At 62.8% G+C, this 20,005-nt stretch carries 19 protein-coding genes; 16 read left to right on the top strand and 3 right to left on the bottom strand.

Annotated features, from left to right (window positions below; translation table 11 throughout):
* The first annotated feature begins 55 nt into the window (after positions 1-55).
* The 6 genes from VEZ38_RS13935 (at position 56) to VEZ38_RS13910 (ending at position 6,454) form a co-directional block, all read left to right on the top strand.
* Positions 56-481 carry a hypothetical protein gene (locus VEZ38_RS13935; protein WP_324894380.1) on the top strand — a complete coding sequence of 142 codons (426 nt, stop codon included), beginning with the start codon at positions 56-58 and terminating at the stop codon, positions 479-481.
* 45 nt (positions 482-526) lie between these two features.
* A complete protein-coding gene (locus VEZ38_RS13930; protein WP_324894378.1) occupies positions 527-2,656 on the top strand; it encodes a peptidoglycan D,D-transpeptidase FtsI family protein in 2,130 nt (709 codons plus the stop codon).
* Between the two features lie 201 nt (positions 2,657-2,857).
* Positions 2,858-3,832, top strand: coding sequence for a metal ABC transporter solute-binding protein, Zn/Mn family (locus tag VEZ38_RS13925; RefSeq protein ID WP_324894376.1), 975 nt, complete (start codon positions 2,858-2,860; stop codon positions 3,830-3,832).
* Positions 3,833-3,847: 15 nt separating this feature from the next.
* On the top strand, positions 3,848-4,615 hold the full coding sequence (locus tag VEZ38_RS13920) for a metal ABC transporter ATP-binding protein (RefSeq protein ID WP_324894374.1): 768 nt from the start codon (positions 3,848-3,850) through the stop codon (positions 4,613-4,615).
* A gap of 7 nt (positions 4,616-4,622) precedes the next feature.
* Positions 4,623-5,558, top strand: coding sequence for a metal ABC transporter permease (locus VEZ38_RS13915; RefSeq protein WP_324894372.1), 936 nt, complete (start codon positions 4,623-4,625; stop codon positions 5,556-5,558).
* Positions 5,555-6,454 carry a metal ABC transporter permease gene (locus VEZ38_RS13910; protein ID WP_324894370.1) on the top strand — a complete coding sequence of 300 codons (900 nt, stop codon included), beginning with the start codon at positions 5,555-5,557 and terminating at the stop codon, positions 6,452-6,454. Before VEZ38_RS13915 ends, VEZ38_RS13910 begins: the two co-directional genes overlap by 4 nt.
* 109 nt (positions 6,455-6,563) lie before the next feature.
* Here the strand turns inward: VEZ38_RS13910 and VEZ38_RS13905 are convergent, their stop codons facing one another.
* Complete coding sequence (locus VEZ38_RS13905) at positions 6,564-7,901, bottom strand: sensor histidine kinase (RefSeq protein ID WP_324894368.1); 1,338 nt, start codon at positions 7,899-7,901, stop codon at positions 6,564-6,566.
* Between the two features lie 159 nt (positions 7,902-8,060).
* Here VEZ38_RS13905 and VEZ38_RS13900 point away from each other — a divergent pair, with 159 nt between their 5' ends.
* The 4 genes from VEZ38_RS13900 to VEZ38_RS13885 all read left to right on the top strand — a co-directional run bounded on the left by VEZ38_RS13900 (position 8,061) and on the right by VEZ38_RS13885 (position 11,834).
* Positions 8,061-8,801 (top strand): Cof-type HAD-IIB family hydrolase, encoded by a 741-nt coding sequence (locus tag VEZ38_RS13900; RefSeq protein WP_324894366.1) that lies wholly within the window; start codon positions 8,061-8,063, stop codon positions 8,799-8,801.
* Positions 8,801-9,286, top strand: a complete 486-nt coding sequence (locus VEZ38_RS13895) for a DUF456 domain-containing protein (protein WP_324894428.1) — start codon at positions 8,801-8,803, stop codon at positions 9,284-9,286. The genes VEZ38_RS13900 and VEZ38_RS13895 overlap by 1 nt, the downstream gene beginning before the upstream one ends.
* A gap of 36 nt (positions 9,287-9,322) precedes the next feature.
* Positions 9,323-10,051 (top strand): ThuA domain-containing protein, encoded by a 729-nt coding sequence (locus VEZ38_RS13890; protein ID WP_324894364.1) that lies wholly within the window; start codon positions 9,323-9,325, stop codon positions 10,049-10,051.
* 73 nt (positions 10,052-10,124) lie between these two features.
* The gene (locus tag VEZ38_RS13885; protein WP_324894362.1) at positions 10,125-11,834 is read left to right on the top strand and encodes a polysaccharide biosynthesis protein; all 1,710 of its coding nucleotides are present in this window, start codon (positions 10,125-10,127) and stop codon (positions 11,832-11,834) included.
* A gap of 7 nt (positions 11,835-11,841) precedes the next feature.
* On the opposite strand, the gene VEZ38_RS13880 is transcribed toward VEZ38_RS13885, so the two are convergent.
* Positions 11,842-13,050 (bottom strand): DUF2515 family protein, encoded by a 1,209-nt coding sequence (locus tag VEZ38_RS13880; protein ID WP_324894360.1) that lies wholly within the window; start codon positions 13,048-13,050, stop codon positions 11,842-11,844.
* Positions 13,051-13,201: 151 nt separating this feature from the next.
* Between VEZ38_RS13880 and VEZ38_RS13875 the strand changes: the two genes are divergently transcribed.
* The 6 genes from VEZ38_RS13875 to VEZ38_RS13850 all read left to right on the top strand — a co-directional run bounded on the left by VEZ38_RS13875 (position 13,202) and on the right by VEZ38_RS13850 (position 19,672).
* Entirely contained in the window at positions 13,202-14,734 is a 1,533-nt protein-coding gene (locus VEZ38_RS13875) for a copper amine oxidase N-terminal domain-containing protein (RefSeq protein ID WP_324894358.1), read from the top strand.
* 13 nt (positions 14,735-14,747) lie between these two features.
* Positions 14,748-15,101, top strand: coding sequence for a thioredoxin family protein (locus VEZ38_RS13870; protein ID WP_324894426.1), 354 nt, complete (start codon positions 14,748-14,750; stop codon positions 15,099-15,101).
* Between the two features lie 248 nt (positions 15,102-15,349).
* Positions 15,350-16,285, top strand: coding sequence for a COX15/CtaA family protein (locus VEZ38_RS13865; RefSeq protein WP_324894356.1), 936 nt, complete (start codon positions 15,350-15,352; stop codon positions 16,283-16,285).
* Positions 16,286-16,355: 70 nt separating this feature from the next.
* Positions 16,356-18,143: a UbiD family decarboxylase gene (locus VEZ38_RS13860; RefSeq protein ID WP_324894354.1), complete on the top strand. Its 1,788-nt coding sequence runs from the start codon at positions 16,356-16,358 to the stop codon at positions 18,141-18,143.
* 3 nt (positions 18,144-18,146) lie between these two features.
* Positions 18,147-18,842: a Cthe_2314 family HEPN domain-containing protein gene (locus VEZ38_RS13855; protein ID WP_324894352.1), complete on the top strand. Its 696-nt coding sequence runs from the start codon at positions 18,147-18,149 to the stop codon at positions 18,840-18,842.
* Positions 18,843-18,877: 35 nt separating this feature from the next.
* On the top strand, positions 18,878-19,672 hold the full coding sequence (locus VEZ38_RS13850; protein WP_324894350.1) for an SDR family oxidoreductase: 795 nt from the start codon (positions 18,878-18,880) through the stop codon (positions 19,670-19,672).
* 71 nt (positions 19,673-19,743) lie between these two features.
* Here VEZ38_RS13850 and VEZ38_RS13845 read toward each other — a convergent pair whose 3' ends face one another.
* Complete coding sequence (locus VEZ38_RS13845) at positions 19,744-19,989, bottom strand: NifU family protein (RefSeq protein ID WP_138193078.1); 246 nt, start codon at positions 19,987-19,989, stop codon at positions 19,744-19,746.
* Positions 19,990-20,005: the final 16 nt, after the last annotated feature.

Genomic DNA, 20,005 nt, shown 5'->3' with positions numbered 1-20,005 from the left:
AATGAGCATAGACTAAGAGCGTAATCGAAACGCATGGGAGCAGGGGGAGCGAAGGATGGTACCGGAGCAATGGATCGCGTTCGTGCAGGACAAATGGTGGGTTATCTTGGCGGCGGTCGTCGCGCTGCTCGTCGTCGTCAGCGTCGTCAAGACGGTGTTGAAATGGGTGCTTGCGCTCGCGATCGTCGCGGCGGTCCTGACGTACGGCGCGAACTACAAGGACGAGCTGACGACGATGAGCGATCAAATGCTGGCCGAGGCGAAGGATCAGGCGTTCCAAGCGCTCGTCGCCGGCGCGATCGACGCGCAGTACGAGTCGAAAGCCGACGGCACGTACGCCGTCTTTACGTCGTCGGTTCGGGTGGAAGGCAAAGAGGGCTCGAACGAGGTAACCGTCTTCTGGAAAGGCGTGCGCATCGGCACGTTCGAAATCGACGCCACGATCCGGGCGTTCCTGGACGGCGCGAAGCATAATTCATAATAAGGCGCCGGACGGCCATTCGCATAGGAAGGAGGAGAGCGGGGCTTGAATCGATTTACGCACGAGGGCGACGCGCAGAAGAACGAAATCGCGAAGCGCCGCCATTTTACGTTCCGAATCAACGTGTTTTTCTTTACGGTCTTTTTACTGTTTTCCGTCCTGATCGTTCGTCTTGCATTCATTCAGTTCGTCGAAGGGAAGACGCTGTCGATGCAAGAATCCGACCGGACGACGCGCACCGTGCTCATTCCGCCGATTCGGGGCAATATTTACGACCGCAACGGATATCCGATCGCCTATTCGACGTCGACCCAGTCGGCCTATTACCGGATGGAGCCGGGCAAGAAGCTCGAGGATCATAAGGCGCTCGCGACGGAATTGACGAAGCTGTTCGCGAAGTACGGGAATTACCCGGACGGGCCGCCGACGGTGGAAGAGGTGTTCGCCGCAATGGACGTCGGCTACGACTGGAACGGCGAACGCAAGACGATGGCCAATTACAATTATGAGCCGCGGCGCGTCAAGTCGGGGCTGACGAATAAAGAGATCGCTTATTTGATGTCGCACCCGGAGAAGTTCCCCGGCATCGACGTGACCGAGGAGAGCGTGCGCCACTACGATTCGAATACGATCGCGGTGCAGCTCGTCGGTTACTTGAAGCCGTTCTCCAGCTCGGCGAATTTAAGCGCGGAGTACTTGGATTACTATAAAAACGAAGAAGCGACGAAGGACTATCTTCGGATGGAGCAGGTCGGCTTCGACGGGCTCGAATTTTTGTACCAAGCTACGCTGCGCGGGAAGAGCGGACAACGCAATTATCCGGTTAACAGCTTGGAGCAAATCGTCGGCCCGGTGACGACGATCCCGCCGAAGAAGGGCGACAACATTCATCTCACGCTCGATAAGGACGTGCAGCTTACGGCGGAGCAGTCGATCATGGATCAGATCGCTTATATGAAGACCGCGACCGGGAAATACCCGTCCATGGGCAAGAACGCGCTCGCAGGCTACGCCGTCGCGATGGAGGTCGACACGGGCAACGTCGTGGCGATGGCGTCGATGCCGGATTACGACTCGAACGTCTGGTCCGGTGCGACGATGCCGCCGAGCGTGTATAAACAGATCGAACCGTTTTATCAGAACGGAACGATTAAGACGGTATACCCGGACGTGCCGGAGGGCGAGAACCGGGCGCGCTACCCGTCGTCGATCGTGCCGCTCGGCTCGACGCTGAAGCCGCTTACCGTGCTGATCGGTCTCAACGAGGGATTCTACACTCCTACGACCCGCTATTCGGATAGAGGGCGCTTCTACTACGGCCGCAACGACTCGGCGTCGATCGGCAATTCGGAAGGCCATATTTACGGCAACATTACGCCGGCGGAAGCGATCCGCGTCTCGTCAAACACATTCATGGCGGCGATGGTCGGGGAGAAGTTGTACGAGCGCTACGGCGGGGAAAACGGCGGTCCGATCAAGGTTTGGGACGAATATATGAAGAAGTTCGGACTCGGCACACCGACGGGCAGCGGCTTGCCGATGGAGACCGCGGGCGTGCTCGATTATAACAGCAAAGATACGCGCGGAAGCGTGCAGAACGCGATGGTCATGGCCTCGTTCGGGCAACAGGGCCGGTACACGACGCTGCAGCTCGCGCAGTATACCGCGATGATGGCGAACCGCGGGAAACGGATGAAGCCGAACTTTGTGGAGAAAGTAACCGATTTCGAGGGCAACACGATCGACACGATCGAGCCGGTCGTATTAAACGAGGAGTCGTTCGACCCGTCGCATTGGGACGCCGTTCATGCGGGCATGAAGTCTGTCACAAGAAGCAACACGCTGCAGCAATGGTTCGGCCACCTGCCGTTCGAGGTCGCCTCCAAGACCGGAACGTCCGAGCAGGATACGGCCGCGGGAAAGATCGACAATTCGGTGTTCATCGCGTTCGCGCCGGCGGATAACCCGAAGCTTGCCGTCGCCGTCGTCGTGCCGTGGGGCGGTTTCGGCGCTTGGGGCGCCGCGCCGATCGCCGCGAAAATTTTCGAAGCGTACTACGAGCACGTCGGATTTGACGGCAAGCCGGCGGGACCGCTCGCGGCGCAGCCGCTTCCGACCGTAAACCCAGATACGCAATCCGGCGTTCCGGACGAAACGCCGGCGCCGACGGAATAACACAGAGGGATGTCCCGACGTCAATTCGACATTGACGGAACCGAGGACATCCTTTTTTGATCTAAATGTTGCACAAGTGCAAAACAATTGTATAATATAAATTAAAAGTAATAAGTACAACACTTATAACCATATAAAACAAATAGGTGGAAAGACAACATACGTGGCACACGCCACAAACGATGGGAGAGGATCGGAACGATGGATAAGTTGACGAGACGACGGGGAGGCAACGGCGCGTTCGTCCGGGCGGCGATCGCGATCGGGGCGGCGGTCGTCGCCATGGCGACCGCGGGCTGCAGCGGAGCGGCTCCGACCGCCGGAGACGGCGGCCATGGGAAGCTTAGGGTCACGACGACGATCGGACAAATTACGGACCTCGTCGAGAACGTCGGGGGCGAGCACGTACAGGTCGTGGGCATTATGCCGCCGGGGGTCGACCCGCATCTGTATAAAGCGACGCAAGGAGACATTTCGAAATTCGAGGACGCGGATATTATTTTTTACAACGGGCTGCATTTGGAAGGCAAGATGACGGAAGTATTCGAGGAGATGGCCGAGCGCAAGCCGACGATCGCCGTCGCGGAAACGATCGAGCCCGCCTCGCTGATCGAGGTGTCGGATAACGGGGGGAAGGCGTACGATCCGCATATCTGGTTCGACGTCCGTCTATGGATGGTCGCGGCGGAGACGGTGAAGGACGAATTGTCGAGGCTCGATCCGGAGAACGCGGCCGCGTACGAAGCGAACGCCGCCGCTTATGCGGCGGAACTGGAGAAGCTGGATGCCTACGTCCGTGAGACGATCGCGGGCATCCCGAAGGAACGGCGGGTGCTCGTCACGGCGCACGACGCGTTCGGTTATTTCGGGAAGGCGTACGATATCGAGGTCAGGGGTTTGCAGGGGATCAGCACCGCCTCGGAAGCGGGGAGCAAGGACGTCACGGATTTGCGGGATTACTTGGTGGCGAAGAAAATCAAAGCGATCTTCGTGGAAACCAGCGTATCGGACCGATCGATCACCGCCGTCATCGAAGGCGCCAGGGAGCTTGGGCACGACATCGCGGAGGGCGGCACGCTGTATTCCGACGCGATGGGCGAGGCCGGTACGCCGGAAGGCACGTATCTCGGCATGGTGAAGTACAACGTGGACACGATCGCGAACGCGTTGAAGTAAAGGGAGGGACGAAGCATGACGAATCGACCGCCGCTGGCCGTGCAAGGACTTACGGTCGCATATCAGAAGAAGCCGGTTCTCGAGGACGTAACGTTCTCGATTCCGGAAGGCAAGCTCATCGGCATCGTCGGCCCGAACGGGGCCGGCAAGTCGACGCTGATCAAGTCGGTTTTGGGCTTGCTGCCGGTCGCCTCGGGCGAGGCGCTCCTGTACGGCAAGCCGTATAGAGAGCAACGAAAGCTCGTCGGTTATGTGCCGCAGCGGGAGTCGGTGGACTGGGATTTTCCGACGAACGCCCTCGATGTCGTCACGATGGGCACATACGGCCGACTCGGCTGGTTTCAACGGCCGGGCGCCCGCGAGCGGAATTCGGCGATGGAAGCGCTCGAGAAGGTCGGCATGGCGGAATACGCCGATCGCCAAATCAGCCAGCTGTCCGGGGGGCAGCAGCAGCGCATCTTCCTTGCCAGAGCGCTGGCGCAGGACGCGAAGCTGTACTTCATGGATGAACCGTTCGTCGGCGTCGACGCGGCGACGGAGAAGGCGATCGTATCGCTGCTCGGCGCCTTGAAGCGGGACGGCAAGACGGTGCTCGTCGTGCACCACGACTTGTCGACCGTCGCCGAATATTTCGATTGGGTGCTGCTCTTAAACAAAACCGTCATCGACGTCGGCCCGACGCGGGACGTGTTCACCGCCGAGAAGCTCCAGCGGACCTACGGCGGCAAGCTGGCCGTCTTAGGCGACGGTAACGCGGCGCCCGTCTTGATCGGAACGAGGTGAAGCTGCCATGTTACTCTTAGAATTGCTGCGGGACCCGAACATCCGATGGATTCTGCTTGCGACGACGCTGCTCGGGTTGAGCAGCGGCGTGCTCGGCAGCTTCGCGTACCTGCGGAAGCAGTCGCTCATGGGCGACGCGCTGTCGCATGCGGCGCTGCCGGGCGTTTGCATCGCGTTTATGCTGACGGGCATCAAATCGCTGTGGTTTTTTATGGTCGGCGCAGCCGTCGCCGGCGCGGTCGCGACGTTCGGCATCGGCTTCATCACGAGGCACAGCCGCATTAAACAGGACGCGGCTCTCGCTATCGTGCTTTCCGCCTTCTTCGGACTCGGGATTATGCTGCTGACGCGCATTCAACAGTCGGGCAGCGGCAGTCAGGCGGGGCTCGATAAATTTTTATTCGGTCAAGCGGCGGCGATGATCCAAGCGGACGTCTATACGATGGCCGGGTTAGCGGCGTTCCTCGTCGCGGCGTGCGCCTTGTTCTTTAAGCATTTCAAGCTGATCAGTTTCGACGCCGGCTTCGCCCGGATGATCGGGTATCCTACGGCCGCGCTGGAGCAGCTGCTTATGCTGCTGTTGGTGATCGCCGTCGTCGTCGGCATACAGGCGGTCGGCGTCGTGCTGATGGCGGCGATGCTCATTACGCCGGCCGTCGCCGCCCGGTATTGGACCGATCGGCTCGGCGGCATGGTCGTGCTCGCCGGCGTCTTCGGGGCGGCGAGCGGCGCGCTCGGTACGTTCGCGAGCACGGCGGCCAACAAGCTGCCTACCGGACCGCTGGCGGTACTCGCCGCGACGGCGATCTTCGTTGTGTCGGTGCTGTTCGCGCCGCAGCGCGGGCTCGTCGCGAAACGGCTGCGGCAGGCGCAAGCGAAGAGAGACGCGCATCGGGTGAAAGCATCCCGCGTCGGCGCGCCGGAGAAGGGGGTGTCGGCGTGAGCCAGAACGAATGGATCATCCTGGCGACCGGCTTGATGGTGGCGACCGCGTGCGCGATCGTCGGCTGTTTTCTGGTGCTACGGAGGATGGCGATGATCGGCGACGCGATCTCGCATGCGGTGCTGCCCGGCATCGTCGTCGCTTTCCTGCTCACCGGGTCGAGGGATTCGTTGTGGATGCTGCTCGCGGCGTCGGCGGTCGGGCTGCTGGCCGTATTTCTCATACAATGGTTTCATCGGCAAGGGGTGCAATCGGACGCCTCGATCGGGGTCATCTTTACCGCGATGTTTTCCGTCGGCGTCGTGCTCGTCAGCTTATACGCCGATCAGGTCGATTTAGACCTCGATTGCGTCTTGTTCGGGGAAATCAACTATGTTCCATGGACGAAGCTGGAGCTGTTCGGCGCCGATATCGGCCCGAAAGCGATCTGGGCGCTCGGGCTTGCGCTGCTGCTCATCGTCGGCTGCATCGGCTTGTTTTACAAACAGTTCAAGCTATGCGCGTTCGACCCGTTCATGGCGGCGGCCGTCGGCATTCCGGTTGCGTTGTTTCACTATGCGCTAATGGGACTCGTCAGCGTGACGACGGTTGCTTCGTTCGAGAGCGTCGGCGCGATCCTCGTGCTCGGACTGCTCGTCATCCCGCCCGCGAGCGCGTATTTGGTGACGGAGCGGCTGTCGGCCATGATCGGCTGCGCGATCGGATACGGCGCCGCGAGCGTCGTGCTCGGTTACTTCGCGGCCGCCTGGCTGGAATCGTCGATCACCGGCACGACGGTCGCGGTCGCCGGGTTGTTGTTCCTCGTCACGCTGTTGCTGTCTCCGTCGCACGGGGTGCTGCGAAATAAGGTGCGCGCAGGGCGGCGCTCGCCCGCGGCGCCGTCGAACGCAAGGTAGACTGTCCAACAACCTCCGCGGGCGCCGCTCCGGCTTACCGCATAGAGAAAGGGCTCGCCCCGTGCGCTTCATGCGCGGGCGAGCCCCTTTTCATAGATAAGTTTTAGGATTACTGCGCGATCGAAGGCATGCGAAGCGGCAGCTTGATGCGGAACGAAAGCACTTGGTCTTCCTCCGTCTTGACGTCCAGCTCGCCTTGGTAATACTGCACGCGTTCCCGAACGATCGACAGGCCGAGACCGGCGTGGCCGCCTCCGATTTTCGTCGTGTACCCGGGGACGAACATATTGGCTTTCTGCTCCTCCGAGACGGCGTAGACCGGGTTGGAAACGGACAAATAAAAGTGATCCGCATCCGTCCAGCCGGCGATCTCGACCCAGCGATCTTCCGGCGGCCGGCGAAGCACCTCGTCGAGCGCGTTATCGAGCAGATTGCCGGCGATCTTGACATAATCGACCGACGCGATGCCTCGTCCGATTCGGTCCATGCCTTCGAACGTGTACCGGAAGTCGATTTTTCGATCGAGCGCGTACACCATCTTCGACTTGATCAGCGCGGCCAGCGCGGGATGGCCGATTTGCAGCAGATCGTTGATTTCGACGATTTCGCCGACGAGCTCGGAGACGTAACGCTCCAGCTCGTCCATTTTCCCTTTGCGTACGAACGCTTGAATGACCTGCACATGGTTTAAGAAATCGTGGCGTTGGCCGCGGATGGTCGTGAACAAGTTGTGGATTTCGTCGACATACGTCTCTTGGGTGGTCAAAATCGCTTGGTTTTTCACGGTCGTGATGGAACGAATCGTGAAAAGCAGGATGAGCACGCTGACGATCGCCGCGACGACAAGCGTATAGGAAGCTGCGAAGGGATGATTTTGCATAACATAGTAGAACACGGCGGACGAGACGATGATGTTACCCACGAACAGGAGCACCAATCCGGACAAGAGGCGGTTGTGCTGCTGACGGAGGAAGGCGTGAATTCGCTTGCCGGGAGCCAGCCGATACCGGGTCATGAAGAAGGCCGCCACACCGAGTGCCGCGTTGCCAATCCATATGTATTTCAACACGCTTCGCGGGTCGGCCGCCAGCACTTCCTGATTGGCGAGCCTAAGGCTGACCGTCGTGAAAATGACCGTAATTTCAACGGAGATGAACAGGATCGTCAACGTGGCGATCGTCAAGATTCGATCCCGTAGGGGCAGCTCGCGCAGAAGAATTAAGATCAAGCTGCCATACCCGATAAAGCTGAAGGGACGCACTGACTCGGGGAGCAGCAACATGACGAAAAAGCAGGCCGATCCGAAAATCGAGTACAACGTAATCGTCCGCCAAGGGCGCGTCAAACAGAACCCCCAGAACTTCAGGGCGAACAGCAACGTGACGAAGGACTGCGGAAACGTCGAGGTCAGAGCGACTTCCAGCGCGATGAGGTATTTCTCATCCATCGAATACACCTTCATTGAAAAATGTCGTAATATGTCGAAATAACACTTATCAATACTTTACCTCTTTTTGGCGGGCTTGCCTACCTTTTTTTTGGATTTCCCGCCGTCATCATATACAATTAGTACGATTATAGATCAGAGAGCGGAGGAGCGAACGGAATGGGGAAGCCGTATAAGCTGCTGGCATTGGATATGGACGGCACGTTGTTGAACGAGAAGAGCGAGATCAGCGACGCGAACGAGCGATGGATTCGCGAGGCGATCGATGCCGGCATCGCGGTGTGCTTCGCGACGGGGCGCGGCTACGCCAGCGCGTTGCCGTTCGCGCAGCGGCTCGCGCTGACGTCGCCGATGGTGCTCGTGAACGGCGGAGAAGTTTGGGCGTCGCCGGATCGCTTGCATTCGCGCGAGACGATGCCGGCGGAGGACATCGTCTCGCTTCGGGACATCGCGCTGCGCTACGATACGTGGTACTGGGGCTACTCGGTCGATCGCGTGTTTAACAAGAACGACTGGCTCGAGGATCCGTTCTCGACCGAATGGCTGAAGTTCGGCTTCTTTACGGAGGACGAAGCCGCGCTCGCGGCCGTCGCGGCGGACGTGCTCGCGCTGCCTCGACCGTTCGAGACGACCAATTCGCATCCGAACAATCTCGAGCTGAACCCGCTCGGCGTTTCGAAGGCGTCCGGGCTTCGCCAGGTGTGCGCGATGCTCGGCTGCGACATGCGGGAGGTCGTCGCCTGCGGCGACAGCTTGAACGACGCGGCCATGATCCGGGAGGCCGGGCTCGGCGTCGCCATGGGCAACGCGCAAGACGCCGTCAAGCGCATCGCCGACGCGGTGACGCTGACGAACGAGGAAGACGGCGTCGCGCACGTCATCCGGACGTATTTGCTATGATGGACATACTCGGCTGGACGCTCGTCGTCTTATTGTTCGCCGTCGGCATGGCCGGCGCCGTGTACCCGGTGCTGCCGGGCGCGCTGGCGATTTACGGCGCCTTCTTCGTCTACGGATTCTTCTTCGGCTGGTCGGAGTTCGGCCTTTGGTTTTGGACGATTCAAACGGCGATCGTCGTCGTGATTTTCGTCGCGGATTACGCCGTCAGCGCGCTCGGCGTCAAACGGTTCGGGGGCGGGCGCGCCTCGGTGATCGGCAGCGTCGTCGGCTTGATCGTCGGGCCGTTCGTCATTCCGATCCCCTTCCTCGGGCTGCTCGTCGGCCCGTTCGCCGGCGCGGTCGTCGGCGAGTTGATCGCCGGCTCGAAGCCGATGCCGGCCGTGAAGGCGGGCGTAGGCTCCCTGGTCGGGCTGCTCGCGAGCACCGTGGCGAAGTTCGTTTTGCAGGCGGGCATGATTGTTGTATTTCTGGTTTGGATCATTTAATCTAGTTACAACTCTATGAACGAAGGGGCATTCGACGTGAGCATTCGAGTGACGATTTGGAACGAGGGCAGGCATGAGCAGACGAACGAAAAGGTTCGCGCGGTGTATCCGAAAGGGATTCACGGGGCGCTGGCGGAAGGCCTTTCGGAGGAAGGAATCGCGACGCGCACGGCGACGCTCGACGAGCCGGAGCACGGGCTGACGGAAGCCGTCCTGGCGGACACCGACGTCCTGATTTGGTGGGGTCATATGGCGCACGATCAGGTGCAGGACGACATCGTCGCCCGCGTGCAACGGCGCGTTTGGGAAGGTATGGGACTTATCGTGCTTCATTCCGGCCATTTCTCGAAAATTTTCAAGAGGCTGATGGGTACGTCGTGCGATTTGAAATGGCGCGAGGCGGACGAGAAGGAGCGGATTTGGGTCGTCGATCCGTCGCACCCGATCGCCGCGGGCCTCGGCGAGTATTTCGAATTGCCGCAGGAAGAGATGTACGGCGAGCATTTCGACATTCCGGCGCCGGACGAGCTCGTCTTCGTGTCTTGGTTCGAGGGCGGCGAAGTGTTCCGGAGCGGCTGTACGTACCGGCGCGGCCAAGGGAAGGTATTCTACTTCCGTCCGGGGCACGAGACGTATCCGACGTACTATAACGAGAACGTGCTGAAGGTCATCCGCAACGGCGTTCGTTGGGCGGCGCAGGCGCGCGGCGCGAAGCCGGTCTACGGCAACGCGAAGCCGCTCGAGCCGATTCGGCCGAAGGAATAACTAACGAATACGCAAGGCGTCGAGGCGGCCCGTTCGGGCCGTCTTCGCTTATAAGAAACGGGGTATTGCGGATTTGAGCGGGAAAATGCTGCTGAGAGGCACCTTGATTTTGGCCGGGGCCGCGCTCGTCGCGCGAGTGCTCGGCGTCGTGCAGCGGATCCCGCTGCAGCGGCTGCTCGACGACGCGGGCATGTCGACCTACGTGACGTCGTATAACGTATATATGTGGCTGCTCGTGCTCGCGACGGCGGGCTTTCCGAGCGCGATCGCGAAGCTGGTCGCGGAGAAACGGGCGCTCGGCCGGCCGGAGGAGGGCGAGGCGATCCGCCGCGCGGCGAACCGGTACGCTTGGGGCGCCGGGATCGTCGCCGCCGCCCTCGTGTACGCGCTTGCGCCGGCGCTCGCGGCGCTCAACAAGGATCCGAGCGCGACGCTCGCGATCCGCGCGCTCGCGCCTGCTTTGATCGTGTTTCCGTGGATCGCCGTGGAACGCGGATATTTCCACGGTCTGCAGCGCATGGGCGCCAACGGCTTGTCCCAAATTTGGGAGCAAATCTTGCGCGTCGTCTCCTCGGTGCTGCTCGCCTATTGGCTGCTCGCGCTCGGATGGGGCGGCGCTTGGGCGGCGGCCGGCGCTTCGTTCGGCGGCGTGCTCGGGGCCGTCGCCGCGGCGGTCGTCATGCTGTATTACGGGCGGAAGCTGCGACGGGATGCGGCGGCCGTACGGGCCGTCGCGGCGGCCGGGGGCGACGGCGGCGCCGTCGCCGTGCCGGTCGCGACGACGCTGTCGCCCGAGGTCGGCGCCGCGGCGCCGACGGCGCGGGAGACGGCCGACGTCTCGTCGTTTCGATCGATCTTCCGCGCGATCCTGCGGCTCTCCGTCCCGGTGTCGATTACGGCGCTCGCGGTGCCGACCGTCTATTTGATCGATTCGCTCGCTACGAAGCCGCTGCTGCTCGCGCAATACGGCGACGCGCTCGCGCAGCATCTTCAGGGACTGCTCACCGGGCGCGCGCAGGCGATCGCCGGCATTCCGGTCATCTTTGCGATCGCGCTCAGCCAGTCGATCCTGCCGATCGTCTCGGCGGCGTTCGCGAGGCGGGACGAGGCGGAGACGGAGCGGCAGACGTCGCTCGCGCTGCGCATGACGCTGCTTTCCGGGGCGCCGGCCGTCGTCGTGCTGGCGACGGCCGCGTTTTCGCTCAATACAATGATTTTTCAGGATGCGGAAGGCTCGTGGATTATTATCGCGATGGTAGTCTCGGTGCTGTTCCAGGTCGTCATGATGACGTCCGGCTCGATCTTGCTCGGGCTCGGCCGCCCGGAGCTGCCGATGCGGCACATCGCGATCGGCGTGGCGGTCAAGCTCGCCGCGACGTTCGCGCTGGCGCCGTTCCTCGGCGTCTACGGCGTCGCGGCGGCGACGGCGCTCTGCTTCGCGGTAACGACGGCGCTCAATTTGCGCGCGCTGCGCCGCTTGGTCCGTTTCTCCTTCTTCGACGGCCGGGGCAGCCGATTCGCGGCGACGATCCTCATCCAAGCGCTCGTCGGCGCCGCTGTCGGCTGGGCGGCGTACGCGTTCGTGCGCCCGTTCGGCGTCTCGTTCTGGGACGCGTTCCTGCAAACCGCGCTCGCGGCGGGGCTGACGGCGTCGCTTTATCCGGCGCTGCTGCTTCGCACCGGCGCCTTCGCGGCGGCGGACGCCGCGTCGCTGCCGCCGAAAGCCCGCAAGCTGTGGGATCGCGCGGAGCCGTGGCTGCGCAAAGCCCGCCTCGTCCGCTGAGGCGGAGCTACAGCAGGGCGCTCTTCGCCGCCGCGGCCAGCTCGAGCTTGTTGATGCCGTAGCACGCTTCGGCGCCCATCTCGTACGGCGGATGCACCTTCGCATCCGCGACATACGCGCAGGCCTCCCTCGGGTCGCGCAGCCAATCGTACCGCTCCGGCTCCCGGAGCGGTCTTGCTTTCCACGCGGCCGCGAGGCGCGGGCTGAATAGGCGCTCCGCGCCCGGCCGCAGCTTCGCGCCGTCGAGACGCGGCTTATAGTCTTCGCTCGGCGGAGACGCGCGCAGCGGGGCGAACAGCTCCGGCCAGTAGTCGGCCCGGGAACCGGTATGGGGCGTCCGCGACGCGAACGCCTCCGCGCCCGCCGCGACGTCCGGCGCGCCGAACAAGAGCGCGTACAGCCGCTTGCCGACGTCAATGCGCTCCTTCAGATCCCCGAAATTCGCCAAGATGAGCCCCGCCAACCGCTGACGGCCCGCCTCGTCCCGCCCGCCGTACGGAAAATACACTTGATTCAGCTGCAGCGCCGCTTGCGCCTGGAACGGCAGAGATGCCAGCACATGGGCTTGCACGCCGGGGTCCCGCACGACGCGTCCTTCGATGTAATGCTGCTCGTTGACGATGAGGGCGACCGTCAGCAGCGCGGCGTTCCCCGTCTCCCAAAACCGTTCCCACACGGGGCGCATAAACCGCGAGACGCCGAACGCCGGCAGCAGCGAGAAGAGGGGCTTGCCGACCCGTCGGCTTTCCTCGTATAGGAGCAGCTGCGGATAGGCGTCCCCGAAAATGAACGCGTTGGCGTCTTCCAGCATGTCGAACAGCCGATCCCGCGTGGACGCGGCGAGCAGTCTCGGCAGCAGCTCGCCCTGCAAATCCGTCATATTCCAGCCGCCGTTGCGGGACACCATGTGGGCCAGGAACGCCCAGTGCACCTCCGGATGCCGGATGTAAAACTCCCGGTACGCGTTCGTCCGGGTCACGTTGTCCCGGTTGTTCGCTCTCGTCTGCGCAAGAATGCTTTCGATCGTGCGCGCCGCCTCCGCGCCGAGGCCGGACGCGGGTTCGTCCGGCCGGCGCAGCCGCGCCAACAGCCGGTTCCGCTCTCGCGGGTCGATGCGGATCTCGGCGGAGGGAGCCGCTTCCGCCGCTCCCGCCCCGAACCACGCCGCCAGCCTCGATCGCCATCGCTCCCATACCGTTCGCTCCTTGGTGTGCATCCGATTCGCCTCCTGCTTCAGTGTATCCAAGGAACGGCGGCGGCATGAACCTTTTCCCAAGTCTAGCAAAGAAATCATGCATTTCCGCCGGCAACGAGCTATAATTATAGCGTGGGAAAGAAGCGAAAGCCGGGAGAAGAACGGAGGAAACATGGTGAAGGTTAAGGGGAAACGTTGGCTGCTGTCGGCCGTCGCCGCAGGGTCGATGATCGCAGCCGTCGGCTGCGAAGCGGTCGGCGGGGTGGATTTGAACGGGGCGGTCGCATCGATGTACGACGTGCAATCGAGCGAAGGCACGATGAATTTGCGTTGGGACATCGCCGGCGACGCCGCCGACGCGGAAGGCGACAGAATCCTTCAAGCATTCGGCAGCGGCGCGATCGTCGTGACCGAGATGCTGCAGGAGGACGAGCAGACGGTGTCGATGGAAGGGGAGCTTCAGCTCCCGAAGGGAAATCTGCCTTTCTCGTTTTATATGAACGAGGACGAACTCGTCGTCGACGTCGAAGGCGCGGTGAAGCCGTTCAAGCTCGATTTGACGTCGACGTTCGGCGCCGAAGCGTCCGCCGATCTGCCTTTCGACGCGTCGCAGCTGTCCGACGTGCTTCAGCAGGACGCCGGCCGCGAGGCGGTGAAGAAGCTTATCGCGTACGTCGCGAGTCACGTGCCGAATCCGGCGTCGACGACGGTCGGCACGACGACCGAGACGATCGACGGCGCGACGAAGACGCTCGCGAAGGTGACCATGGAAGCCGACTTCGAGGAGCTTCTCGGCATGCTGGCGACGGCGATCGGGAACGTCGCCTCAGACGAAGCCGGGCTCAAGGAACTGATCGGCTCGTTGTACGATACGTTGAAGCCGGTGCTCGGGGAGCTGACGGGCGCGTCGGAAGACCCGTTCATGTCGCAGCTCATGGACAACAAGACATTGATGGTCGAGTTGATTTATACGTCGCTGGCGCCGGAGCTGCAATCGCTCGCGGAGGAGCTGCAAAGCTCGGCGACGGAGGAGATGGAGCTGCCGTTCTCGGCGGACAGCGGCCTTAAGGTCGAGCTGCTGCTCGACGGCGCCCAGCCGGCCGGCATGAACGTAGGCCTGGTGCTGGAGCCGGCCGAAGGGGAAGCGGACGGGCTCGAGTCGATCCGCATCGAATTGGAGAGCCGTTGGTGGAACGTGAACGGCGACGTCGACGCGAAGACGTACGTCGGCGCGGCGGCCGACTTCCCGCTGGACGCGAAGCCGCGCGACCGTCTCGACAACATCGAGAAGGATTCGCTGCTGTATGACATCCTGAAGAACGACCTGCGCGCGACGCGGCATGCGTTCGACATGTATATGGGCGAAAACGCGAGCGTACCGGACGGCGTTTCTCCGTATATTAAGGGGGCGGGCACGACGATGGTTCCGGTCCGTTACGTCAGCGAGCAGCTCGACGCGACGGTCGGCTGGGACGGCGCGACGCAGACGATCACGATCGCGGACGCGGAAGAGGGCATCACGATCGAGATGGTCGTCGGCAAGACGACGGCGACGGTGAACGGGCAGGAGACGGCCCTCCCGGAGGCGCCGGAAATTATTAACCAGTCGACGTTCGTCCCGATCGCCTTCATCACGAAAGCGCTCGGGGGCAAGGCGGAATGGAACGGTTCGCTCGGCATCGTCACGATTACGAAGGAGTTTTGATGCGAAGATGAGCATGGCGAAGGTGGAAAGCGTCGCGGCGTTCGACGAAGCGATACGATCGAGCAAGCCGACGGTGGCGCTGTTTAAGGCGGACTGGTGCAAGGATTGCGTCTATATCGACCCGTTCATGCCGGATGTCGCGGCGAAATACGCGGATCGGTTGACGCTGCTCGTCGTGGATCGGGACGCGTTGCCGGAGCTCGGCGAGCGGTACGGCGTGCTCGGCATTCCGAGCTTTATCGCGTTCCGCGAAGGCAAGGAGACGATCTCGTTTATTAGCAAGCTTCGGAAGACGCGAGAAGAAATCGAAGGCTTCTTCGATCGGGTGCTGCAAGTGTCCGAAGCGCTCGCGAAGGCGGGAGAGTAGCCGCGTCGCGGCGCTCCCGACGACGACCGACGAACCTCTCCTCCGTTCCCCGCCGCCCGGCTCCCCGGGTCGTCGGGCGACGGAGGGGAGGTTTTTTTCGTTTGCTCTGGGCCGGCGCCGAAGCCGGCCGCGTTCAAACAATGTTCAGAGTCGCGAAATGGCGTTTCCCCGCGGATATCGATATAATGAGCAGAGACAAGCGTTAACGGAAAGGCAATGCCATTTTATCGAACTTGGGAGTTTTGTTTATGTCCATGCGTAAGGGTAGAGGAGTGCAAGCGCTGGCGCTCGCGGCTTGCATCGGGATGTTCCTCGTGCTGCTGATGGGGGCGACGGTGACGCAGACGGAATCGGGCAGAGGCTGCGGCGACGACTGGCCGTTGTGCAACGGCAAATTCGTGCCGGATTATACGATCACGTCCATTATCGAATACAGCCATCGCGTCGTCAGCGGCGCCGTGGGGCTCGTCATTCTCGCGGCGGCGGTCGCGGTGTTTTTGCGGGTGCCTCGGCGGGCGCCGAGGCTGTACGCGGGCGGCGCGTTGTTTTTTACGATCGTCCAGGCCGGACTCGGCGCCGCGCAGGTGAAAAATCCGCAATCCGACGAAATTCTCGCGCTGCACTTCGGCATCTCGCTGCTCGCCTTCACGTTGACGTTATTGACGGTGACGTCCGTGCGGGAGTACTACCGCAGCGAGACGTTCGCCTTGCCGGCTCGGCCGGTATCCGCGCGTTACCGAGCCGCCGTCTGGCTGACCACGTTGTACGCTTATCTCGTCGTATATACGGGCGCGTATACGAGCCACACCGATTCGGGCGGCGGCTGTGCGGGGTTCCCGCTGTGCAACGGCGCGCTCGTGCCGTCGGCGCTGGAGGGGGCCACCGCGGTCGCCTTCACGCACCGGACTGCCGCCTATCTGCTGCTCGCCGTCGTGCTGCTGCTCGCGCTCGCGACGCGGCGGGCGTACGCGGAATATCGCGAACTCGCCGGCGGCGCGGCGTGGGCGCTCGTGCTGGTCACGGCGCAGGTGCTGAGCGGCGGGCTGTTGATGGCGTTGATGGGAACCGGAAGCTATGTCATCGGCACGCTGCTGCACACCATGATTATCTCGGTGCTGTTCGCGGTGCTGAGCTACCTGAGTATCGCGGTTTGGCGCGCGGGGCGCGAGTCGCGCTACCGATGAGCCCGCCGGCGGCGGCGCCTGTACGGCGCCGCTCGCCGCGCGTCGGAAGAACGGAGGAAGGATACGACTTATGCATACGAATTTGCGCCAATTTTTGCAAACGCTTCGCAAAGAGCGGGATCTCATCGAAATATCGGCTCCGGTAGACCCTTATTTGGAGCTCGCGGAAATTCACCGCCGCGTCATCGAGGAGGAAGGTCCGGCGCTGCTGTTTACGAACGTCATCGGCAGCTCCTTCCCGGTCGTGACGAATTTGTTCGGCACGCTGCGCCGCGTGCAGCTCGCCTTCGGTCCGAGGCCGGAGGAGCTCGTCCGCCGCGCGGTCGGAGCGATGCATACGCTCGTGCCGCCGACGCCGAAAGCGCTTTGGAACGAGCGGGATTTGCTGCTCGGCCTGTGGAAGGTCGGCACGAAGCGGGTGCCCCGCGCCGACGCCCCGGTGCTCGCCTCGGTCATGGAGGCCGAGCGCGAGCCGATGAAGCGCCTTCCCGTCATTACGTCGTGGCAAGAGGACGGCGGGCCGTTCGTCACGCTGCCGCTCGTCTATACGGAGCATCCGGAGACGAAGGAACATAATCTCGGGATGTATCGCATGCACGTATACGACGGCGCAACGACGGGCATGCATTGGCAAATCCACAAGGGCGGCGGCTTTCATTACTACGCCGCAGAGCAGCGCGGCGAGGCGCTGCCGGTGACGGTATTCCTCGGCGGACCGCCGTCGCTCATCGCATCCGCGATCGCGCCGGTGCCGGAGAACGTGCCGGAGCTGCTGCTCGCCTCGCTCCTGATGGGGGACAAGCTGCCGCTCGCGGACAATCCGTACGGGGGCCACCGCCTCGTCGCCGAAGCCGAGTTCGCGATCGAGGGGGCGGTTCCGCCGCACGTACGACGTTCGGAGGGACCGTTCGGCGATCATTACGGCTACTATTCGCTGGCGCACGACTTCCCCGTCTTCGACGTGAAGCGCGTTTGGCATCGCCATGACGCGATATATCCGGCGACGGTCGTCGGCAAGCCGCGGCAAGAGGATTATTACCTCGGCGATTATTTGCAATCGCTGCTGTCGCCGATGTTTCCCGTCGTCATGTCCGGCGTCAAGTCGTTGTGGACGTACGGCGAGACGGGATTCCATTCGCTCGCGGCGGCGGTCGTTCGCGAAAGCTATTCGCGCGAGGCGCTCGGCACCGCGTTCCGCATCCTCGGCGAAGGCCAGCTGACGCTGACGAAGGTGCTGATGCTGACCGATCGGCCGGTGTCGCTCGACAACTTCCCAGAGCTGCTGACGGCGCTCCTCGAGCGGTTTAACCCGAGCACCGACTTGTACGTGTTCAACAAGACGTCCCACGACACGCTCGACTATACGGGGGATCGACTCAATCACGGCAGCAAGGCCGTCATGATGGGCGTCGGCGAGCCGATCCGGGAGCTGCCGCGCGGGTACGACGGCGATCCCGTCGCGCTGGCGGGCGCGACGCGGGCGACGGCGTATTCGCCGGGGTGCCTCGTCGTCTCCGGTCCGTCGTACCGCGAGGAGCCGGCCTATGCGGAGCGGCTGCTGCCGGCCGCGCGAGCGACGCTCGGCGAGGCGTGGCCGCTCATCGTTCTCGTCGACGACGCCGGCGCCGCGGCAAGCAGCCAGACGGCTTTCCTCTGGACGGTGTTCACGCGCTTCAACCCGGCGGCGGATATGTACGCCGAGACGGCCGTCGAGCGGCATCACCTCGGCTATCGGCTGCCGATCGTGATCGACGCGCGCATGAAGCCGGGTTACCCCGACGAGCTGTTCCCTCGGGAAGATATCGTCCGCAAGGTGAACGAGCGGTGGCGGGACTATTTTCCGAACGGGGTGAAGTAACGCATGCTGCGAACGATGTTTGGCGAACCGGGACGAACGGACGAAGGGCGCGTGCGCGACGTGCTGACGCTCGCGGAGGAGCTGGCGGAGCGGTACAGGCAGCGAAGAAGCGGGGAGCTCGCGATGGAAGCGCAGCGGCTGGTCGCCTGGACGAAGAGCATTGCCTCGTCGTTCGACGAGCTGGAGCAGAGCGTGTATTGCGCGGCGAAATACGCCGAACGGGTGCGCACCGCCTACGTCGAGGAGATGGGTCCCGAGGAACGGGCCGATTATCGCAGACATTTGTACTTTTACAAGAACGGTTTTATCCGGGTGTTCTCCGTATTGGATAAGCTGGGCTCGTTCCTGAACGACGGCTTCTCGCTTCGCGCGGAACAGGTCAAGGCGCGTTATTCGTATTTTACCGTGCTGCGCTGCATGCGCGAAACTCGGGCGCATCCCGAGCTGCTGGACCGTCTTGACGATGTGAAGCGCCGATATCGGGAGCAAGTGCAGGACCTGAGGCTGATGCGAAACCACGAGGTGCACGCCATCAACACGGAGCTGCTCGACGAGGACGGACGGCTGCGGCTTCGACCGCGGGACCGGCGGCAGCCGGTCGAGGATTTGCGGCAAAACATGGAGACGCTGCAGGGCGGCTTCGCGATGGTCGGCGAATCGCTGCACGCGGCGCTGGCATACTGCATCCGGCAAGGGTAAAGCTCCGAGCAACGGTGCGGAAGGAGGGAAGCGGCATGTCGATTGAACGCGCGCTGCCGCTCGAAGGAAGGACGGCGCTCGTCACCGGGGGGGCGCGGGGGCTCGGCCGCATGACGGCGGAGCTGCTCGCGTCGCTCGGCTGCGCCGTAGCGGTCAATTACGTGCGGAGCGAAGCCGCGGCGGTCGAGCTGGTCGACCGGATTCGAGCGGCAGGCGGGCGCGCCGCCGCGGTGCAGGGAGACGTCGGAGATCCGGCGACGCCGAGGCGCCTTGTCGGCGAGGTCGAACGGGAGCTCGGCGCCGGCATCGACATCCTCGTCAATAACGCCGGACCGTTCGTCCGCGAGCGCCGCCGGTTCGCCGACGCGCCGGAGGACGAGCTCGAAGCGATGATACAGGGCAATCTGCTCGGCGCGATGCGGCTGGACCGGCTGGTCATCCCCGGCATGCGATCTCGCGGCTGGGGAAGAATCGTGCACTTCGGCTTCGGGCGGTCCGCCGAGGCGCGAGGCTGGCCGCACCGCGCGGCGTACGCGGCGGCGAAGGTCGGCCTCGTCTCGTTCACGAAGACGCTGTCGACCGAAGAGGCGCCGTTCGGCATTACGGTGAACATGGTGTGCCCCGGGGATATTCGCGGAGAGTTGAAGGAAAAGCGCATCGCCGACGTGCGCCACCTGATCGATCCCGAGTCGCCTAGGGGACGTCCCGGGGCGGGGGAGGACGTGGCCCGGGTCGTCGCGTTCCTATGCGATCCGGCTTCCGATTATGTGACGGGGAACATCATCGAAGTGTCGGGCGGCCTCGATCCGATCCGCAATCATCTGCCGTGAACGAAAAAAAACCTGACGCCTCGGCTTGGGCCGCGGTCGTCAGGTTTTTCAACGTCATGAGGGCGAGGGAATTAGAAAACTTGCATGACTTCCTTCACGCCTTCGATTTCCTCCGTAAGCGCGCGCTCGATGCCGGCTTTGAGCGTAATGGTCGAGCTCGGGCAGCTGCCGCAAGCGCCCATCAAGCGAAGCTTCACGATGCCGTCCTCGATTTCTACGAGCTCCACGTCGCCGCCGTCGCGCTGAAGGAACGGCCGTAATTTATCCAACACCTCAAGCACTTCGTCGTACATCTTTTCGTCGGTGTTCGTCGTCATTTGAAATCATCTCCTT

Source organism: Paenibacillus sp. (genome assembly GCF_035645235.1).
Taxonomy (GTDB): domain Bacteria; phylum Bacillota; class Bacilli; order Paenibacillales; family YIM-B00363; genus Paenibacillus_AE.
Note: the sequence above shows the minus strand (reverse complement) of the source record. Positions and strands in the feature narration are given on the sequence as shown.

Bases quoted from the DNA above. Each gene is read 5' to 3' on its own strand.
- VEZ38_RS13935 (WP_324894380.1), top strand. From the start codon at position 56: ATGGTACCGGAGCAATGGATCGCGTTCGTGCAGGACAAATGGTGGGTT.
- VEZ38_RS13925 (WP_324894376.1), top strand. From the start codon at position 2,858: ATGGATAAGTTGACGAGACGACGGGGAGGCAACGGCGCGTTCGTCCGG.
- VEZ38_RS13920 (WP_324894374.1), top strand. From the start codon at position 3,848: ATGACGAATCGACCGCCGCTGGCCGTGCAAGGACTTACGGTCGCATAT.
- VEZ38_RS13915 (WP_324894372.1), top strand. From the start codon at position 4,623: ATGTTACTCTTAGAATTGCTGCGGGACCCGAACATCCGATGGATTCTG.
- VEZ38_RS13905 (WP_324894368.1), bottom strand. From the start codon at position 7,901: ATGGATGAGAAATACCTCATCGCGCTGGAAGTCGCTCTGACCTCGACG.
- VEZ38_RS13900 (WP_324894366.1), top strand. From the start codon at position 8,061: ATGGGGAAGCCGTATAAGCTGCTGGCATTGGATATGGACGGCACGTTG.
- VEZ38_RS13895 (WP_324894428.1), top strand. From the start codon at position 8,801: ATGGACATACTCGGCTGGACGCTCGTCGTCTTATTGTTCGCCGTCGGC.
- VEZ38_RS13880 (WP_324894360.1), bottom strand. From the start codon at position 13,050: ATGCACACCAAGGAGCGAACGGTATGGGAGCGATGGCGATCGAGGCTG.
- VEZ38_RS13875 (WP_324894358.1), top strand. From the start codon at position 13,202: ATGGTGAAGGTTAAGGGGAAACGTTGGCTGCTGTCGGCCGTCGCCGCA.
- VEZ38_RS13870 (WP_324894426.1), top strand. From the start codon at position 14,748: ATGGCGAAGGTGGAAAGCGTCGCGGCGTTCGACGAAGCGATACGATCG.
- VEZ38_RS13865 (WP_324894356.1), top strand. From the start codon at position 15,350: ATGTCCATGCGTAAGGGTAGAGGAGTGCAAGCGCTGGCGCTCGCGGCT.
- VEZ38_RS13860 (WP_324894354.1), top strand. From the start codon at position 16,356: ATGCATACGAATTTGCGCCAATTTTTGCAAACGCTTCGCAAAGAGCGG.
- VEZ38_RS13855 (WP_324894352.1), top strand. From the start codon at position 18,147: ATGCTGCGAACGATGTTTGGCGAACCGGGACGAACGGACGAAGGGCGC.
- VEZ38_RS13850 (WP_324894350.1), top strand. From the start codon at position 18,878: ATGTCGATTGAACGCGCGCTGCCGCTCGAAGGAAGGACGGCGCTCGTC.
- VEZ38_RS13845 (WP_138193078.1), bottom strand. From the start codon at position 19,989: ATGACGACGAACACCGACGAAAAGATGTACGACGAAGTGCTTGAGGTG.